Source organism: Dermacoccus barathri (assembly GCF_015070805.1).
GTDB classification, from domain to species: Bacteria; Actinomycetota; Actinomycetes; order Actinomycetales; family Dermatophilaceae; genus Dermacoccus; species Dermacoccus abyssi.
Genome location: NZ_JADCTK010000004.1, coordinates 12,821 through 29,217 on the forward strand (window position 1 = coordinate 12,821; position 16,397 = coordinate 29,217).

Here is a 16,397-nt window from a genome sequence, read left to right on the forward strand (position 1 = left end):
GTGGCCCGACGCGCAATTTGGTGGCTCTTCAGCTCCGAACCGCTCGTCGCGGCAAATTTCGCCCAGTCACGTTACGTTCATGTGTGCCCGGTAATGCCCATGTGCGGACGTTTTCGATCACCCCCCGGTCACGTCCTTTCGCCTAGAATGACGCGCAGCGGGATGGATCAGCTCCCAGGACTTTTTCAGTCGGGATGAGGCACCCCCACCGCATGAGCGACTAACTTTCTTCAAGCTGTTGGAGCACTACCGACGCCGAATCGCCAGCCGCGGCGAGTCCGTCCACGATACGGCGGTAGCGGGCGAGCGGCGGGCCCACCACAGCTGCGGAGGCGCGTAGCTCCTCTAGCCAGTTGGTCACGAACCATATGCGGTTTGCGAACGCGCCGAACCTTCCGTGAAGCACGCTCTCCAACCAGACGAGTCCGGTTGTTGCCTGCCAACTGGTCGGAGCCGTCCGGGCGAACCGAGCCACGGCCTCGGCGCACTTCGGCTCGCCCTGCCCCATGGCCAGCCATCGATCGACCACCCCTTCGAAGGCATCGGGCGGCGCCCAAGAAGCTCTGCAGCTGTCCAGCGTTGCATCGGGGTCAAAGTCTTCCGACTTGATCTGCGGCACAGGAAGCAGTGCAGAGATCGCGTAGTCGTGCCACGAGATGGAGTCGTCGATCAGGCTCGTGCCTGAGTCGATCTCGTCGAGAACCGTCGCCATTAATGGCGGCCAGAACTCGGCCAGCAGGGGGCGCAGTTCATCGTCATAGCTGAACGCGGTCGCGAAGCTGTGAAGCAACAGATGAAGGGCGTGTGCGTTCGACGCGAAAAGGCGGAGGTGCGCGTTGAGTGCTTCCCTGTCTCCTTCGGTTGCAAGCTGGATGAACAGGCGTGCGACGAGCTCGTGATGGCGTTCGCCCAGGTGGTCGTAGTTCCCGCGCCAGGCGTGATCGAGGGCTCGCAGGTGAGCGTCCCAAAGCGGACTAGCGAGGAGTTTCGCGCGTGCAGTCGTACATTGAGACGAAAGCGCGGCGTGGTTGCAGACCACTGGCATGCGGAGACGGTTGACCAAGAGTTCGTCGCCGGGGACTGTCAGTAGCGTCTGTTCAAAGGGACCCTCAAGCGAGATAGAGTGCCGGCGTTGCGTTTCGTACTCCCACGGCCCTAGGCGAACGGTCGAAATGCAGGCCTGGATAGCCTCCCACAGCGGCTCGTGTCGCATGCAAACCGTTCCCTGGCTAATGGCGCAGTCTGCTGCCCAGACAGGCGCCGTCCCTTTCGCGAAGGCGGTGCGAACCTCGTCGTAGACGCTTGTCGCCAACGAGATTAAGGCTCGTTGAAGGCGACCGGCGTCCACGTCCAGGTGCTCGAAGACCGGCAGGAGTAGAAACGGCACCGCGATGGCCGCGGCACGGTCGGCGCCCGTGGAGAAGAGACTAGAGGAGGAGCTGAAACTATCTATCCATGGCTCTTCAGCTGCAGTGAGAACTATGTCGACCGCCCAGTCCAACTCGGTCAGTCCTAGTGTCGCGAGCCCCAGAGCGTGCGCGCGCAGGCCTGCGGCCGCGACCGCCACGACTGGGTTTTCGTGCCGGTTAAGCATCGCGGACGAGCTCTCATCCATGAGACGTCTCGCCTCGGCAATGTCCGCAGTGATCGATTCAACCGGCCATGCCTCAGGTGTCTCGTTCTTCAACGCGTACGCGACCTGCAGCCGCAAGAACGCCTGCGTAGCCTTGATCTCGGCGTTGCTTGGCGCTAGTGCAGCTTCGAGTTCTGCCGGACGCCCGAACTGAACGACGACGCCGCCGTCGACGACCGATGCCTCGTAGTTCTCGGCGCTGAACTCCGCAGCCCAGCTGCCGACCATCGCCAGGTACTGCTCCGGTCCTTCTCTCGTCAGAGCTGCCTCGGCAGGGTCTGGTTCCGATGCCGCTGTTTGTTCGGCGTCAACATTCCGTTGAGCCGACTCCAGTAGTCTTGAGCCGACTGCGCTAAGTTGGTCGAGACGTGCCTGGTTGCCTGCCGCGCGTGCGTTGACGACCATCCAGCCGACAGTTTCGTGAGGCGAGTACCTGCGCTTGTCCTGGCCTGCCAGCATGTCGGCGTCACGGTCTCGCACGGTGAACGCCCCTTCAGTCGTCACGCGCCCAATCTCCAAGTGCCAGACGGTCACGTCGGCGAGAAACGGGTCGAGGAGGTCTCCCACCTCGTCGAGGTGTCGGGTCAAGAACCCGTGGAGCAGGCCGGGAATCGCGAGATTGTGGCAGCCCTCCAGGAGGAGATCGACGATGGTGGCCAACGGGATCTCAGCTTCGTTGTGCAAGTGGTCGATGAAGCGTTCGAGCGCAAGGAGGGCGCTCATGCACGGGTAGGGACCGACACTGGTGCCGCGGTACCAACTCCACACGTGGGAGTCTCCGACGTAATGCCGCTGCCCGCTCTTGGCATTCAGATGCAGCGACGCGCCCGGATAGCTGCTCCAGTCAACGCCGGCGGTCAGAGTCTGGGTCTCGTCTGTGACTCGATAGAAAGCCGCCTGGTTGAGCATCCGGTTTATGAACGCGATGGTCTTGAGCGGCGTTAGGTTCAGCAGCCTGAAGAAGGGCCCGAAGTACCAGGCGGCACTAGGCGGCCCGAACCCGAATTTGTTGCCATGCCCGAAGTCGCGGATCCCGTCGTCGAGATAGCTGCGGCCACTCAGACCGGCCCACCCGAGTTCAGTGTCTTCTGGTTGGGGCTGCTCGATGTAGTAGGCCTCGGTAAGTTCAAGGAGGAGGTCGGGGTCGATTGACTCCAAAGCGAGCACCGAGGACGGTGACTCGGGGATCTCGTGAAGTGAATTCGGCCGCTCGCGCGCGACTGTGCGCAGCCACGAGGCAGCGGCATCGTTGAGATCTTCACCCAGTGCGGCTAGAGCTTGGATTGCGAACTCGTCATACAGGGGCCGGTCCTGTCCGAGGATCGATTCACGCACTCGCTGACGGAGAGGGTCAGGACCTGCGCCGGCGTGAGCCATGCCGCGCAACCACGCGAGTACCAGTTCCTGGACACGTTCTTGCTGAGTGTCGCGCGCGCCAGCCTGCGGCCGCCCGAGGTCTCTACCTTCGCAGAAGGCAACCTCAACAATGGGAGCCAACGCGAACCGGTCACCGAACACGCCTCCGTATCGCGAAGCAGCGAGGCGCAACAGCGCGTCGAGATCCTCTCCTCGTTGGAGTACGTCCCAGAGCTCCCCGATCGCTTCGCGTGCATCGCCGACGGTTAGGAGGGCTTCGACGGGGACCTCTCTCCATCGGATCCCTTCGCCAGCGGCGATGGCGTTGAACTCCTCGGCCAGCTCATCCCAGACTTGGCGGCGTGTTCGACCACCTAGGTTCGCCAGGCGCGCTTCGCAGGCCAACCTCACTGCCCGAATCGTCCAGCGGGGAGCCGCGTTCTCGGTGAGTGGCGTCCATCCGACTGACAGGAAGAGTCTGCATAACGCGAAGTCGCGGTACAGGTCTGTCGAGAAGTCAGGCCCTTGAGAGAGGGCAGGGTTTGCGTCGGCACGGAAGACCCCGTCGGAACGCAGCTCCCTGACGGCGGCGGAAGTAGGATTTGCCTCATGCGCTCCGAGACGCCGCCGAGCGACCGTGAGGGTTGCGTATTCACGCTCCTCGGGCGGCGCAGTACCCGGTCTATGCGTCCCATCGCGGAGCACGAGGCCGTTCCAAACCGCGACGTAGACGTCCGCCTCGCAGAGGAGACGATCGGGCTCGATGGGCCGGCCGGAACGCAGTAAGGCGTCGACCAGCCCCGGGCGCCCAAGCAACCAGTTGGACTTGGCGTTTTCGTTGACTCGGGTTAGCCGGGGGATGCGTTCGGCGAGGAGCGCGCGTTCTCCCTGGGTGAGTTCCTGGACCACACGGGTCTGCACCTTCTGCAGGGGATCCACCGTATCGGCCACCCGCTGCAATACAGCCTCCACGAACTTCGCCCCGTCGGACCGCGTCACTGCCACTACGCCGATGGATTGTTTCATTGCCGACGCAGCCAACTCCGTGAAGAGCGACTCGTGGCCCTCCAGAACTGCTTCGCACCCGTCGACCACGAGCAACCGCGCCGTGGCGGTCGGCGCGCCGCCGAAGAGGTCAGTCAGAGCCACTCCGCCGAGTTGGCCCTCGAACTCGAGGACACTGCCGGGAACGTCTCGGAGGCTCATACACGCGACGAACGCTCCGTCGGCGCGCAGCAAGTCCCCGACTGCGACCGAGAGTGCAGACTTGCCGACGTCTGGCTCGCCCGTCACTATGAGCGGCCCGCCTGCATCGGCGCAGGCCTCCATTGACCGCCGGAGCGCTTCGACAGCTTCGACTCGCTGAAGATGAACCGACTCGGTCCCAGCAGAAATGGTCGAACGGGTCTGCTGGTGTAGGAGGCCATCGAGTCGTTCGACGATCGCCCAGGCGCGTTGGTGAGGCCCGAACTGCTTCAGCGGATAGGTAGTAAGGCGGCGGCGCAACATCGCACCTGTCACCTGCGCGCCAGACTGGGCGTACTCATCGACGAGCTCGGCAAGACTGTGCAGCACGGCCTCTGCCGTTGCCGACGTTCCATCAAGGACGGCCCCCTGGAGGACTGCGACGGCAGACGATCGGTCAGACGTGTCGGTTCCTTCAAGCCTTAAGGTGCGAACGGACAGGCTCGACAGCAGTCTCCAAACGAGCTCGTCCGCGCCGAGGTCGGCTAGGTCGATGCCCTCGACCGCGGCGGCGACAACCAGCTTCTTCAGGTGCGCCAGGCGTTGCCGTGTAGGAGCGTTGGCGGCTCTGGGGCGATTCACGGCGGCGTCGAAGGCGTCGGCGTTGGGAACCGACCGGGCAATCACCGAGAGCGCCGCTATCTGCCCGAACGCCTGTCTCGACCCGGCCACCGCCAGCACCAGCGACCATCGCCCAGCTGACACTTCGTCCCAGTGCTCCGTGACAACCGCCAGGAAGTCGCGAATGAGAGGAACAGAGGCCGTGTCGCTGGAGTTGAGGGCTGGATTGCGACGAACTCCGATAGAGGCTCGGTGGAAAGCCCCGTCGGGCGCTTTACCCTCGAGGACGATGTCGTCAACGGCGCTGATGTCACTCGCCTGAAGGCGCACCTTGGTTAGTTCGATGTTGTCGCCGATCTCTGCGCAAGGTGCTCCGACGAGCAATCGCGCGAGGAGGGTCGCGGCGTAGCGGTGCTCCAGGACGACGCCTCCACCACCCGTGGAGTAGGGACTCGCCGCACGATCTGTCGTCATGACTCAAGGATATTTCTGCCGGGGACAAACACCAGCCGCCGACGAGGCAGTCTGCGACTGGCCCTCTGGGAAGAACTGGAGTGACAGCGTAGGTGCGGTTGAGAAGCGCAGTCGCTGCTTTGGGCGGCCCGCCCCTGGCCATCTGACGAGCCTGCGTTACATCGCCGCAAGTGGCGCACTCATCTGCCGCTCACCGCAAGGAATTCCGAGCCGTGCTGTCCATCCTCGACGTTCAGGGCAGAGCCATCAGTGCACAGGGTGTGGCTTGCATTCCCCGACCTCGTCGTCAGATGGAAAGCACACCCCTACAGAAAGATCTATTGTAACGGGAGTTCGAGCTCCCTCACGCGGCCGGGGCGTCGCCCGGCGCCAGGTGACCAAGTTCGTGTGCGTCCGGTCATGCCGATGAGCGCACGTCCCAGCCAACCAGCTGTAGAGCATGCGGACTGAGGCTCTCGGGTGATCGGGGTTCGCCATGGGGCGGTTCTTGACACCATTTCTATCCTCAGGGTGATTCGCCCAGCTGGTTGGTACGAGGGAATCCGTGGCTGCTTCAGCGCCGCTACTTCAAATCGATAGAGGACGTCGAGAGCGTCGCCACTTTCCTCATGGCCCTGGGGAATGGACGTCAGCCGTTTTGCGACCCAGTCCACGTCTGTCGCGACAAGGACCTTGGCCGGACGGCTTACCCCAGTGGATACGATGAGTCCAAGCGGCAGAGGATCGTGGCCGTGATGTCGAAGGACGCCGAGGAGCCTTTGTCGTGTACCTGAGTAATGTGCGTGTCCGCGGGATGCGCGGCGCGGTTGACGGCCCCCTGGAACTCAGGATCCCGGGGCGTTTTACCGTCATCGCGGGCCCAAACGGCGGCGGCAAGACCACCCTGACGGACGCGATCTACCTCAGCCACGGCAAGCGCTTTCCCCACCTCCCGAGGCACTCCGCAGCGGCGCTCGGCATGGGAGATCGCGACATTGAGGTGGCATACCGTTTCGAGGACGAACCCGACAAGGAGGGCCCACTCGGGCAGCAGTTGCAGGCGCAAGGTGGGCGCCTCGCCCCAGGGACTGTCGCTGCCGAGTGGTCGCGAACACTGCACCGCGACCTCGGCTTCATCTCGACGAGCGCACTCGGTGCCGTTAGCGAGGTGGAGCCGCGTACCCGACTCGTCTACCTGCCGGCGTGGCGCAACCCCATCGAAGAACTAGCGCGCCGTGAGACCCGCGTCTTGGTCGAGTTGCTCCGTGCACAGCAGCAGAATCGCGGCCGCGGACGCGACTTGTCCCGGCTGCGGGGCCGGGCGTCGGGCCTTCTCGAGGCCCTTGCGACGGATGAGATACTTGCTGGCCTTGAGGCCAGGGTCGGCGAGCAACTTCGCGCGCTGTCAGCAGGCGTGTCCCGCAATTGGCCCTACATCCGCGGCCAGGTCGTCGATGACCGCTATTTGGCGCGCGTGCTGGAGTTGATGCTCTCCTCGTCGGAAGGACGTTCTAACGCGCTTCCCCTTGAAGTCGTCGGGCTGGGCTATGTCAACCTGCTGCACATCGCAGTAACTCTCGCGGCCATCCCAGACTCCACGCAGATAGCGAGGGCGGTAACGGACGTCACCGCAGGTTCGACGGGACGGTCGGCTGTGGATGACGACGGCACGACCGCCAGCGAGCTTCAGGATGCGGAACGAACCCTGCGACAGGCTCGCGTCGAGAGCGAGAGTGTCGAGGATTCCTTCTATCCTGACGGACCCTTCCACGTCACTGTGGTCATCGAAGAACCTGAAGCCCACTTGCACCCGCAGCTACAGCACTCCCTCGTCCGCTACCTGCGCCGACAGGTCGAACAGCGCCCTGAGCTTCAGGTCATCCTGTCCAGCCACGCCACAGACATCATCACTTCGTGCGATCCAACTGAGCTCGTCATCGCTCGCCGAGACGGCACCGGAGGACGAGTCTGCCGAGCCGTGGCCGACATCCCCTTGGGCAAGAACTCAGCTGAGGTGCTGCGTAAGGCTCGACTTCATTTGGATGCCAGCAGGTCAGCCTCTCTCTTCGCCGACCGTCTCCTGCTCGTCGAGGGCGTCACCGAGGCGGCGGTGCTTCGCGAGTTCGGCTGGGCGTGGGCCCAAGATGACCCTGACAAGCAGTCGTTCGTTGATGCGCTGAGCATCGTGCCGATGGGAACGAAGGTGGGCCCATGGGCGGTTCGCCTGCTCGCCACCCCGGGCCACGAATTGTGCAGCCGTCTGGCCGTTCTGCGCGACAGCGACCTTGACTTCGATCAGACCCCGACCCTGCCTCCGTGGGCCGCCGAACATGACCCGCACGTCTTGCTAGTCGAACACAGTCACCCGACGCTGGAGCCTCAACTGACCGAGGGCAACGAGTCCCTGGTCGCAGCCGCTTTGACGGACATCAACGTAGCCGTCCCTGAGCAGGTCACACCGCAGACGATTAGAGACCTGTTCCGCGGCAAACACAAGGATGGCAAGGAGACGGTACCCGCCGGCGCAGCAGCAGCCCGCAAGGGCGAGTTTGCAGAGGCCCTCGCCGGCCAGCTCCGCGACAACCGGCAGCTCATCGGCGCCGAGGTTCGCGTGCCAGCGCCGATCGAGCGCGTCTTCGCCTTCCTCTACCCAACGCCTGAGCCAGCCGCCGAGGCCGAGGACGTTTCGAGCGCCGAGCCGGACATCCAGCTTTGAGCAAGGCACTCAGCCACGCCGGAGTCATCGACGACCTAACCACCGAGCAGCGCCTCGCCGCAGCCACCTCGCAGACCAACCTGTTTATTGAGGCAGGCCCAGGCACGGGCAAAACCACGGTGTCCGCGCAGCGCTTCGGGGTTCAACGGTTCGCCGCCGCGCACCGTCAAGACGCACGCGCGGTCGTAGCTGCCAGCTTCACCCGTGCCGCGACCTACAACCTGCGCCGACGCGTCCAACGGCTGTGGGGCCCCGCGGCCCTGACCTGGCCACACCGGATCGTCACCCTAGACGCGATAATGTGCGACCTGCTTCACGATTTGATGCGACAGCAACTCGTTGTCTGGCCGGATGCCTCCGCGGTGTGGCCAGACGGGGACGTCGCTCTGGACGTGCGGGATAGCTGGGCCTCGACGGGCGGCACGGTCTGGACTAAGTCCGTCTACGAGTCGTCCCTCGTCGGACGCCAACTCAGTTTCCGCGAGACATTCGCTTCAGACTCCGCCGCGCGGTTCCCTGCGGTAAGAGTGGTGCCCCTACTGAGGCAGGGCGTGTGTACCCACCAAGACGTTCGGGACATCCTTGCGCTCGCTCTCCAGGACCCAACTTCGGCAGCCCGGGTGCGGCAACGGCTCAGCAGCACCATGAGAGCCCTAATTGTCGACGAGGTCTTCGACGCCAACGACCTGGACATCGCCATCATCGAGGCCGCCATCACCGCTGGCGTTGCCGTCACCTTAGTCGGAGACCCATGGCAGGCCCTGTACTTGTTCCGAGGCGCCCGTCCGCAGGCCATCCCCGAGCTTCTGGCACGGGCCGGAGTGGGCACGCGCAAACTCACCAAGTCGTTCCGGTGGCGGTCCGGGGAGCAGCACGACCTGGCCACCCACCTTCGGGCTGGACAAGGACTTGTCCTGCCGACCGGTTCATCTGACCTCGACGTCGACGTCGTGCTCGCCCTGCGGTGGGCTGAACTGTGGAACCTTGGTGGCGGAGTACTCCCGTTGGCGTTTCACGCCTTCAAAGGCGGCTACGAAGAGGCTGCGGCCACGTTGCTGCTCAACCACGTCACCCGGAACGTCTTCGCCCTCGACGCCACATACCTGAACGATGCCCTGACCGCGCTGAACGTGCAGGACCGTGACGTCCCACGCGCGCTGGAACCAGCACTGCAAAACGTCGTCGAAATCCTGCGGGCCGACGGCAAGGACGCGGTGAAATCTGCATACCTAAAGCTGGTGCAGGTCGTCGGCAGAGTGTCGGCGCGAGAGCTACGTCCGCCTAACCACCACCACACGAAGCGGCTCGCCCAGCTACAGGAACGACTGGTCTTTCCTGGGCGCCCAGTTCCAGGCCTGACAACGCACCAGGCCAAAGGTGGCGAGTGGGAGGTTGTCGGGCTCCGCCTGAAGGACGACGAGCGCAAAGCCTTGGCCGCCGGCCTCGACAGCGCCGACGACCTACATCGCAAGATCTACGTCGCCTGCACCCGGGCACGGGAGCGCACCGTGGAGATCGAGCCCGACCCGACGCCTGCATCCCAGGCACCGAAGCGGGGACAAGGGCCGCGCTCGCGCACCTGAACGCGGTCCAGCAGCCGGGCCGTGGGCCGCACACGGGAGCGGCCATGGCTGTGACCCGATGGCGAGCGCCATGCGGTGCATCTGACAGTCGCCGGACACACCCACGTCTCGGACCACGGCCCCAACGCGGGCGCCACTGAGGCTCTGTCCACCCAACGATCTCCAGCGGCACGGTTCCCATCCGCGTCAACCCCGCTTTGAACATCCCCGTTCCTGGCCCTCTGCCAGCCCGTCGTGAGGCCCTGACTCTGCCCGAGGTCGAGGCCCTGCTCGATGCCCTTCCCGAGCATGCCCACCCTGTGGTGCGTGTCTTGGCCTTCACCGGCCTCCGCCGCTCTGAGCTCGCAGCCCTGAACGTCGGTGATGTGAGGACTGAGCCGGACGGCAGCCTGAGCCTCCGCGTCGCCCACCGCTGGGTGCTCGGTCCCGATGGGTGCTATCAGCGCCTCCGGGGCACGAAGGCCGGGGCCCACGTCGTGCGGACCGTGCCCGTCCTCGCCATCATCCGGGCCGATCTGGAGGCCGCTATGCAGGGCAAGCGCCCCGCCCAAACGCTCTTCACCAGCCCCCGTGGTGAGCGGATCGACTGGCGCAACTGGCTCCGCGATGCGCGCTGGCGAGCAGCGGTCGCTAAGGTCGGCAAGCCTGGCTTGACCCTTCACGCTCTTCGTCACACAGCGGCCACGGCGTGGTTGTCGGCAAGTGGGTCTATAAAGGTCACACAAGAAGTCCTGGGTCACAGTTCAGCGCAAATGACTCTCGACATCTACGGCCGCGTCTTGGATAACCACAGGTCTGAGGCTGTTGCGGCCATGAATCGGGCTGTTAGGTGGGACCGCAACGACGATAGGGTGCGCTGATCACACGCTGTCAGGGGGCGGCTCAACGGTCCAATGTTCAGGAGCAAGATCCAATTCGGGAAGGAACGGTAGAAGCCTGCCCCGTATGGTGGCTGCGATATTATCGACTGACCCGCCCGCCGCCAACGCTGCGTCTGGGGCGACATTGATCGCGTAGTGTGCCAGCGATGAAGCGTTGGTGCCGATAACTCTCCACAGCTGCAGGGAGTTTGGCGACTCGGTCTCGGACTCGTCCAAGTCGAAGACGTAAATCCACGCGGACACCTCCTTGTCTGGTTCTTGGACCGCTAGCCTCCACGTTCCATCTCGATTTGGGACGAGGGCTGGCGCGCCCAGGTGGCGTTGCCAGGAATCCCACACCGCCTTCGGAATTGCGAAAACACATCCGGCACTTGACTCGTGCTCGCCGATGCGGAACTTGAACATCATCTGGTAGAAGGTCCGCTTGAACACGTTCGCGATGTTGGGCCCCTCCATTCGTTCACCAGCCCATTCGGGATGATCGCGTAGCGCCTCAGGGAACGATTCCTTGTGCAAACGGTGGGCATCCGTAAGATTCTTTACTGCGGCGGCATAACTGCCGTGGAAATCCATTGTCTGAATCTCGAAGACGCCATAACGCCCAAGTTCGATACGAGTTCCATCCGTTTCGACCGTGACCATGGTCGCGTCGAATGACATTTCAGGCGAACCGGGGGTGGCCGGCAAAGAAATCTCCCCACCCAACTTGTTCTGGAAGTAAACCACCGAGGGCGTCCCGGCCCGCACGGAACTTAGAAAGCGCGCTCGCTCCCGGGGATCGGCTAGCAGAGGCGCCGCTACGAGGTGAACGGGTGCCTTCTCAGCAACCCTGTAGAACCGTCGAGCAGCGTTGAGGAGCAACTCGAAATCGAGTGCACGGTAGGGACAAACGAGCCAATCTTGTCTTTCGCCGTTGCTGTGGGCGCTTACGGTGCAGACACCTGAGGAGTTTGCATTCTTAACGCAGCTAGTTTCTTGCTGCGTGACCTGAGTGAGGAACGGGCATCGTCCTGCAGTTCGGTCGCGCTCGGCTTCCTCGGTCGCGGCCACCACCGGAAAAACACGGTGTCCGTACCACTCCGCCACGTGGTTCTTGGGCGACTTCTTTGAACTTCCGCTACTGCTTCTCACTGCCGCCATGACCTTCCTGTGCTCCCGTCGCCTGGTCGACGGCCCGTCGTGCGATCTGCGCATACTCCGGGTTTAGCTCAAACCCGACACCACGCCTCCCCGTTTTGGCGGCGACTGCCACCGCAGTGCCCGTCCCAGCGAAGGGGTCAAGCACGACGCCTCCTGGTGGACATGAGGACTGTATGCGTGGACGGATGAGCGCCTCGGGGAACGTCGCGCTGTGGCCCCCGGCGCCGGCCTTGACGTTGACCCGAACGACGTCACGGGAACCCAACTCCGTCTCTGCCACGTCGTAGTAGTACTTGGCCCTTCCTTCCTTGGGGCGCAACACAAAGTGGAAGAAGTGTTCATGGGCCAACCGCAGGCGGTCGCGCTCAGGACGGGGTGGGACGTTCGGCTTGTCCCAGATCACATCGTTGCGGAGAATCCATCGGCGCTCTTGCATGGCGATGGCGAATCGCGCGGGCACGAGGAGGAGTTGCTTCTCCTGTCGATAGCCGCCCATGGGAGTGCGACGTCTGCCCCGCGGGTGGTCACCCAGGCCTTGTCGCCCACCTTGGCGAATTGACGACCAGCGTGCGAAGTAGGTGTCCCCCAAGTTGACCCAGAGACTACCCCCGGGCTTGAGCGCGGGCCGAAGCCGGTCGAAAATGTCGGCCAGGTGAGAGACGAACCAGTCGGGCGTCGGCTCCATCCCGAGGGCTCCACCAGCGGAGCGATACCACTCGTAGCCGGGCGCGCTGCTGAGGTCTCCGCCTTGGGCCTTCCAGGCCGTCAGAACGCTGTCGTTGTGATCCATGTCGTACGTGCGATGTCCCCAGTAGGGCGGGGAAGTGATCATCAGGTCGACGGAACCGGGTTCCAGCCGCGAGGCGAGGTCGAACGCGTCTCCTTCGTAGATGCCCGAGTCTTGGGTCCTGATCACTGACTGCACCAAACGAGCCTACGGCCCGGCGTAGAGACCCTCAGGTAGCGGCGCGCCAGCCGACGACACGCCGGGGTGCCCAGATGCGGTCGGGATCGGTCGACCCGGGCAGCTACAGCACCAGCACGCGTCGGGTGCAAGAGCATAACGCCTGACTCCTCGGAGGCTAGTAGTGACCTAGGCCGAGCAGGTGGACCGCTAGCAGAGGCCCCGCCCTGGCCCCGCCCAGCTGAGGTACGACACCGGGGGCGAGACTTGAAGCCTCGCCCCCGGTATCCTCGGTTCTAAGCGGCTCTCGCCACTCAGTCGGGCTGACAGGATTTGAACCTGCGACCCCTTGACCCCCAGTCAAGTGCGCTACCAAACTGCGCCACAGCCCGTTGCGCCCGAGAGCGCAAGCCCCGAAGGGCGAAATGAACCTTACCCCACGGTGGCGGGCGCCTCACAATCGGGTGACGCGCGCCCCACTCGCAGGGGTCAGCGAGGCTCAGAAGTCGAAGATGTCCCCCGCGATGTCGCCGATGGCGTCACCGACGGAACCGAATACGTCGCCGAGGCCGCCGGCCATGTCGCCGAGGTCGAACAGGCCCGCACCGTCGCCGAGCAGATCAGCCAGTCCGCCGATGGCCTCGATGCCGAGATACGCAATGTCGTCACCGAAGAACAGCCAGAAGAAGGGGTCGGATGCCAGGCCGCCCATGATGTTGCCGTAGCCCTCGAGTTGGGCCGCCTTGGCGACGTCGCCGATCACCGACGCCCAGCGCTCTGTCAGCCCGAAGATCATGGCGTACGGCAGGTAGCGGCTGAACAACCCTGCTGCCTCTTCGTACTTGATCTGACTGGCCTCCGCCGTCGCGATGTACTTGCGGAAACCGAGCGTCTGGATGCGAACAGCCGTGCCGTCGGCCGTGCGCGGCGAACGGCCCGCGAGGCCGAGGAAACCCTTGCTGCGCGGGTCACGCTCGTACCAGCCGCGCTCCATCGTCTCGCGGTACAGCGAGTCCGTGATGTGCCGCAGTGGCCCCCGCAGCTGGCGCTTCATCTGCTCCAACCCGACGTACTTCACGCCGGGCGGGAAAAGCGCGTTGAGGAAGTCGGCCTCCACCTGCGTGATGATGTCGTCGCGCGGGAACTCGTTCTGCACGAACAACCACGAGTCATCCTGCTTGTCGATGCGAAACCACCCGCGAAGGGACAGATCGATCATCATGGCCCCGATGTCACGCGGGTCCACCTTGCCGTCGACCACGGTGCCCGCGAGAGCCGCGCTGACGCCCTTGGGCGGCGCGAACTGCACGGCTGCCTCGCCGGCCCACTCCTTGCGCCCCTTGACGCGACGGACCTCCCCCGTGCCGTCAGCCGGAGTGAGACCGGGCGTGACGCCGACGTACTCGTAATCGTGGTTCCAACCGAACATCGATGACCTTTCGTTCGCGGGGCGCTCACAGCCTAGCCACCGCGCCGAGCCTCTGGCAGACCGGCTCAGCGATCTCCGGAAAACTTCGCGCCGTAGTTTCGCGCCACGGCGAGCACATACAAGATCGTCAAGCGAGAAACCGCCCGATGACGCAGCAGCCATGCCGACCAGCATCGGGTTGCGGTGCATCTCGGCGAGCATCTGCCCAGCCGCGGACGTCGGACGTCCCGTCTGGGCGGTGTCGAGTTCCTTGGACCACGCACCGACGAGTTCGAACGCCACCGCCTAGGCGAGGTAGCCGCCCACGAAGCCCTCGCTCTGATCGTTCGCGAGCTGCTTGCTTTCGACCTTCGCGAGGTAGTGCTTGAACGACGCCGCCTCCCGCTTGAGACGCTCACCGTCGGAGCTCAGCCATGACCCCCGGCGCCCCAGCATCCCGCGGAACGCCGGATTGCGGGTTGCGACGCCGTGGGCCACCATCTCGTCGCCCAGCGCCGTCGCCACCTCCTCGACATGCCCCTGGAGGCGGTGCTTGAGCGACGACGGAGACACGTACTGACGCGGCACGGCGTCACCGGGCGTCTGCGTCAGGCCGGGCCGGAAGAGGGCATCCATGAGCAGTTCCTCAGCGCGGCTCGCGGTGTCGCCGCGGGGCGGCAGTTGCGTCGCAGAGACGAGTGCCCAGTCTTTACCCTCCTGCTCGATGGCGAACCAACCGCGCAGTGACAGGTCGATCAGCATGGCGCTCACCCCGCACGTGCCGAGCTTGCCGTCGAGCAGCGCTCCGACGTAGGGGGCACGAAGCCCCCGTGGCGGGTCGAAACGCACCACCTGCGCCTCCCGATGGACATCCGGCACACCCGAGGCCGTCTGGTTGGCGTCCTGCGACGGCTGGTCCTTGTGCGAGCGGCTGAACATGGCGACCCCGTTTGAGTGTGTGTGCTGGCTCGCCATAGGCGACGGCCGCCGTCTCGAACAGAGACGGCGGCCGGTCGTGGCCACAGTTGGATCAGCGCTGCTTGCGCTTCTCGCGCACGCGCACCGAGATCTCGATGGGCGTGCCGTCGAAACCGAACTCCTCGCGCAGGCGACGCTCGATGAAGCGGCGGTAGCCGGCCTCGATGAAGCCGCTCGCGAAGATGACGAAGCGCGGCGGACGCGTCGAGGCCTGCGTCGCGAACAGGATGCGCGGCTGCTTACCACCACGCACCGGGTGCGGGTGGGCCGCCACGACCTCGCCGAGGAACGCGTTGAGACGGCCCGTCGGGATGCGCTGGTCCCACGAGTCGAGAGCTACCTCGAGCGCCGGGACGAGACGGTCCGTGTGACGCCCCGTGGCGGCGGAGATGTTGACGCGCGGCGCCCACGGCACCTGCACGAGCTCGCGCTCGATCTCCTTCTCCAGGTAGTAGCGGCGCTCCTCGTCGAGCAGATCCCACTTGTTGTACGCGACGACGAGGGCGCGGCCTGCGTCGATGACCTGCTGGACGACACGGACGTCCTGCTCGGCGATGCTCTGCTCCGCGTCGATGAGGACGACGGCGACCTCCGCCTTCTCCAACGCCGTCTGCGTGCGCAGGGACGCGTAGAAGTCGGCGCCGCGGGTCTGGTGAACGCGTCGGCGGATACCGGCGGTGTCGACGAAGCGCCACGTCTTGTCACCGAGTTCGATGTATTCGTCGACCGGGTCACGCGTCGTGCCCGCGACGTTGTCGACGACGACACGCTCGGAGCCGGCGAGCTTGTTGAGCAGCGACGACTTGCCGACGTTCGGGCGCCCGAGCAGCGCGACGCGCCGGGGGCCGCCGCGCGGGTAGGCGCCGGCGACGGCCGACTTGTCCGGAAGCTCGTTGATGATGGCGTCGAGGGCATCACCCGTGCCGCGCCCGTGAAGGGCCGAGACCGGGTAGGGTTCGCCGAGTCCGAGCGACCACAGCATCGCGGCGTCCGCCTCGGTGCGGTTGTCGTCGACCTTGTTGGCCACGAGCACGACAGGCTTCTTCGAGCGGCGCAGCAGCTTGACGACGGCCTCGTCGGTGTCGGTGGCACCGACGGTGGCGTCGACGACGAACATCACGGCGTCGGCGAGTTCGACAGCCACCTCGGCCTGCTCGGCGACACGCAGGTGAATACCCGTGGCGTCGACCTCCCAGCCGCCGGTGTCGACGAGCGTGAAGCGACGTCCGACCCACTCGGCGTCATACGCCACGCGGTCACGCGTCACACCCGGAACGTCCTCGACGACGGCCTCACGGCGGCCGAGGACGCGGTTGACGAGAGTCGACTTGCCGACGTTGGGGCGGCCGACGACGGCCACAACGGGGCGCAGGTCGGCTTCGCTGAAGCCCTCGTCGTCACCGCCCTCGCTGCTGAGGAGGGCGCGGTCCTCGTCGCTGAGGTCGAAGTCCTCGAGCCCGACCCGGAGGGCCTGCTCGACGGACTCGTCGCCTGGGAAGTTCTGCTCGTCGCTCACGCGTCATACCTTCGAATGTCGGA

9 protein-coding genes and 1 tRNA gene are annotated in these 16,397 nt (G+C 64.9%); 3 read left to right on the forward strand and 7 right to left on the reverse strand.

The features are described 5' to 3' along the window. Window positions 1-220 precede the first annotated feature (220 nt). The gene (locus IM689_RS08185) at window positions 221-5,269 is read right to left on the reverse strand and encodes a hypothetical protein (RefSeq protein ID WP_193643618.1); all 5,049 of its coding nucleotides are present in this window, start codon (window positions 5,267-5,269) and stop codon (window positions 221-223) included. A gap of 763 nt (window positions 5,270-6,032) precedes the next feature. On the opposite strand from IM689_RS08185, the gene IM689_RS08190 reads away from it, so the two are divergent. The 3 genes from IM689_RS08190 to IM689_RS15135 all read left to right on the forward strand — a co-directional run bounded on the left by IM689_RS08190 (window position 6,033) and on the right by IM689_RS15135 (window position 10,407). Next, entirely contained in the window at window positions 6,033-7,964 is a 1,932-nt protein-coding gene (locus IM689_RS08190; RefSeq protein ID WP_193643619.1) for an ATP-dependent nuclease, read from the forward strand. Continuing rightward, the gene (locus IM689_RS08195) at window positions 7,961-9,547 is read left to right on the forward strand and encodes a UvrD-helicase domain-containing protein (RefSeq protein ID WP_193643620.1); all 1,587 of its coding nucleotides are present in this window, start codon (window positions 7,961-7,963) and stop codon (window positions 9,545-9,547) included. The genes IM689_RS08190 and IM689_RS08195 overlap by 4 nt, the downstream gene beginning before the upstream one ends. A gap of 197 nt (window positions 9,548-9,744) precedes the next feature. After that, window positions 9,745-10,407 carry a tyrosine-type recombinase/integrase gene (locus IM689_RS15135; RefSeq protein WP_193643621.1) on the forward strand — a complete coding sequence of 221 codons (663 nt, stop codon included), beginning with the start codon at window positions 9,745-9,747 and terminating at the stop codon, window positions 10,405-10,407. Here IM689_RS15135 and IM689_RS15050 read toward each other — a convergent pair whose 3' ends face one another. The 6 genes from IM689_RS15050 to der form a co-directional block, all read right to left on the reverse strand. After that, the gene (locus IM689_RS15050; protein ID WP_319803838.1) at window positions 10,408-11,154 is read right to left on the reverse strand and encodes a PDDEXK family nuclease; all 747 of its coding nucleotides are present in this window, start codon (window positions 11,152-11,154) and stop codon (window positions 10,408-10,410) included. 391 nt (window positions 11,155-11,545) lie between these two features. After that, window positions 11,546-12,493 (reverse strand): DNA-methyltransferase, encoded by a 948-nt coding sequence (locus IM689_RS08210; protein WP_319803839.1) that lies wholly within the window; start codon window positions 12,491-12,493, stop codon window positions 11,546-11,548. A gap of 297 nt (window positions 12,494-12,790) precedes the next feature. Then, window positions 12,791-12,864: transfer RNA gene (locus IM689_RS08215), tRNA-Pro, on the reverse strand. A gap of 107 nt (window positions 12,865-12,971) precedes the next feature. After that, window positions 12,972-13,901 (reverse strand): DUF2207 family protein, encoded by a 930-nt coding sequence (locus IM689_RS08220; RefSeq protein WP_047311588.1) that lies wholly within the window; start codon window positions 13,899-13,901, stop codon window positions 12,972-12,974. 285 nt (window positions 13,902-14,186) lie between these two features. After that, window positions 14,187-14,819 carry a hypothetical protein gene (locus IM689_RS08225; RefSeq protein ID WP_193643623.1) on the reverse strand — a complete coding sequence of 211 codons (633 nt, stop codon included), beginning with the start codon at window positions 14,817-14,819 and terminating at the stop codon, window positions 14,187-14,189. A gap of 91 nt (window positions 14,820-14,910) precedes the next feature. Then, window positions 14,911-16,374, reverse strand: coding sequence for a ribosome biogenesis GTPase Der (gene der / locus IM689_RS08230; protein WP_193643624.1), 1,464 nt, complete (start codon window positions 16,372-16,374; stop codon window positions 14,911-14,913). Window positions 16,375-16,397: the final 23 nt, after the last annotated feature.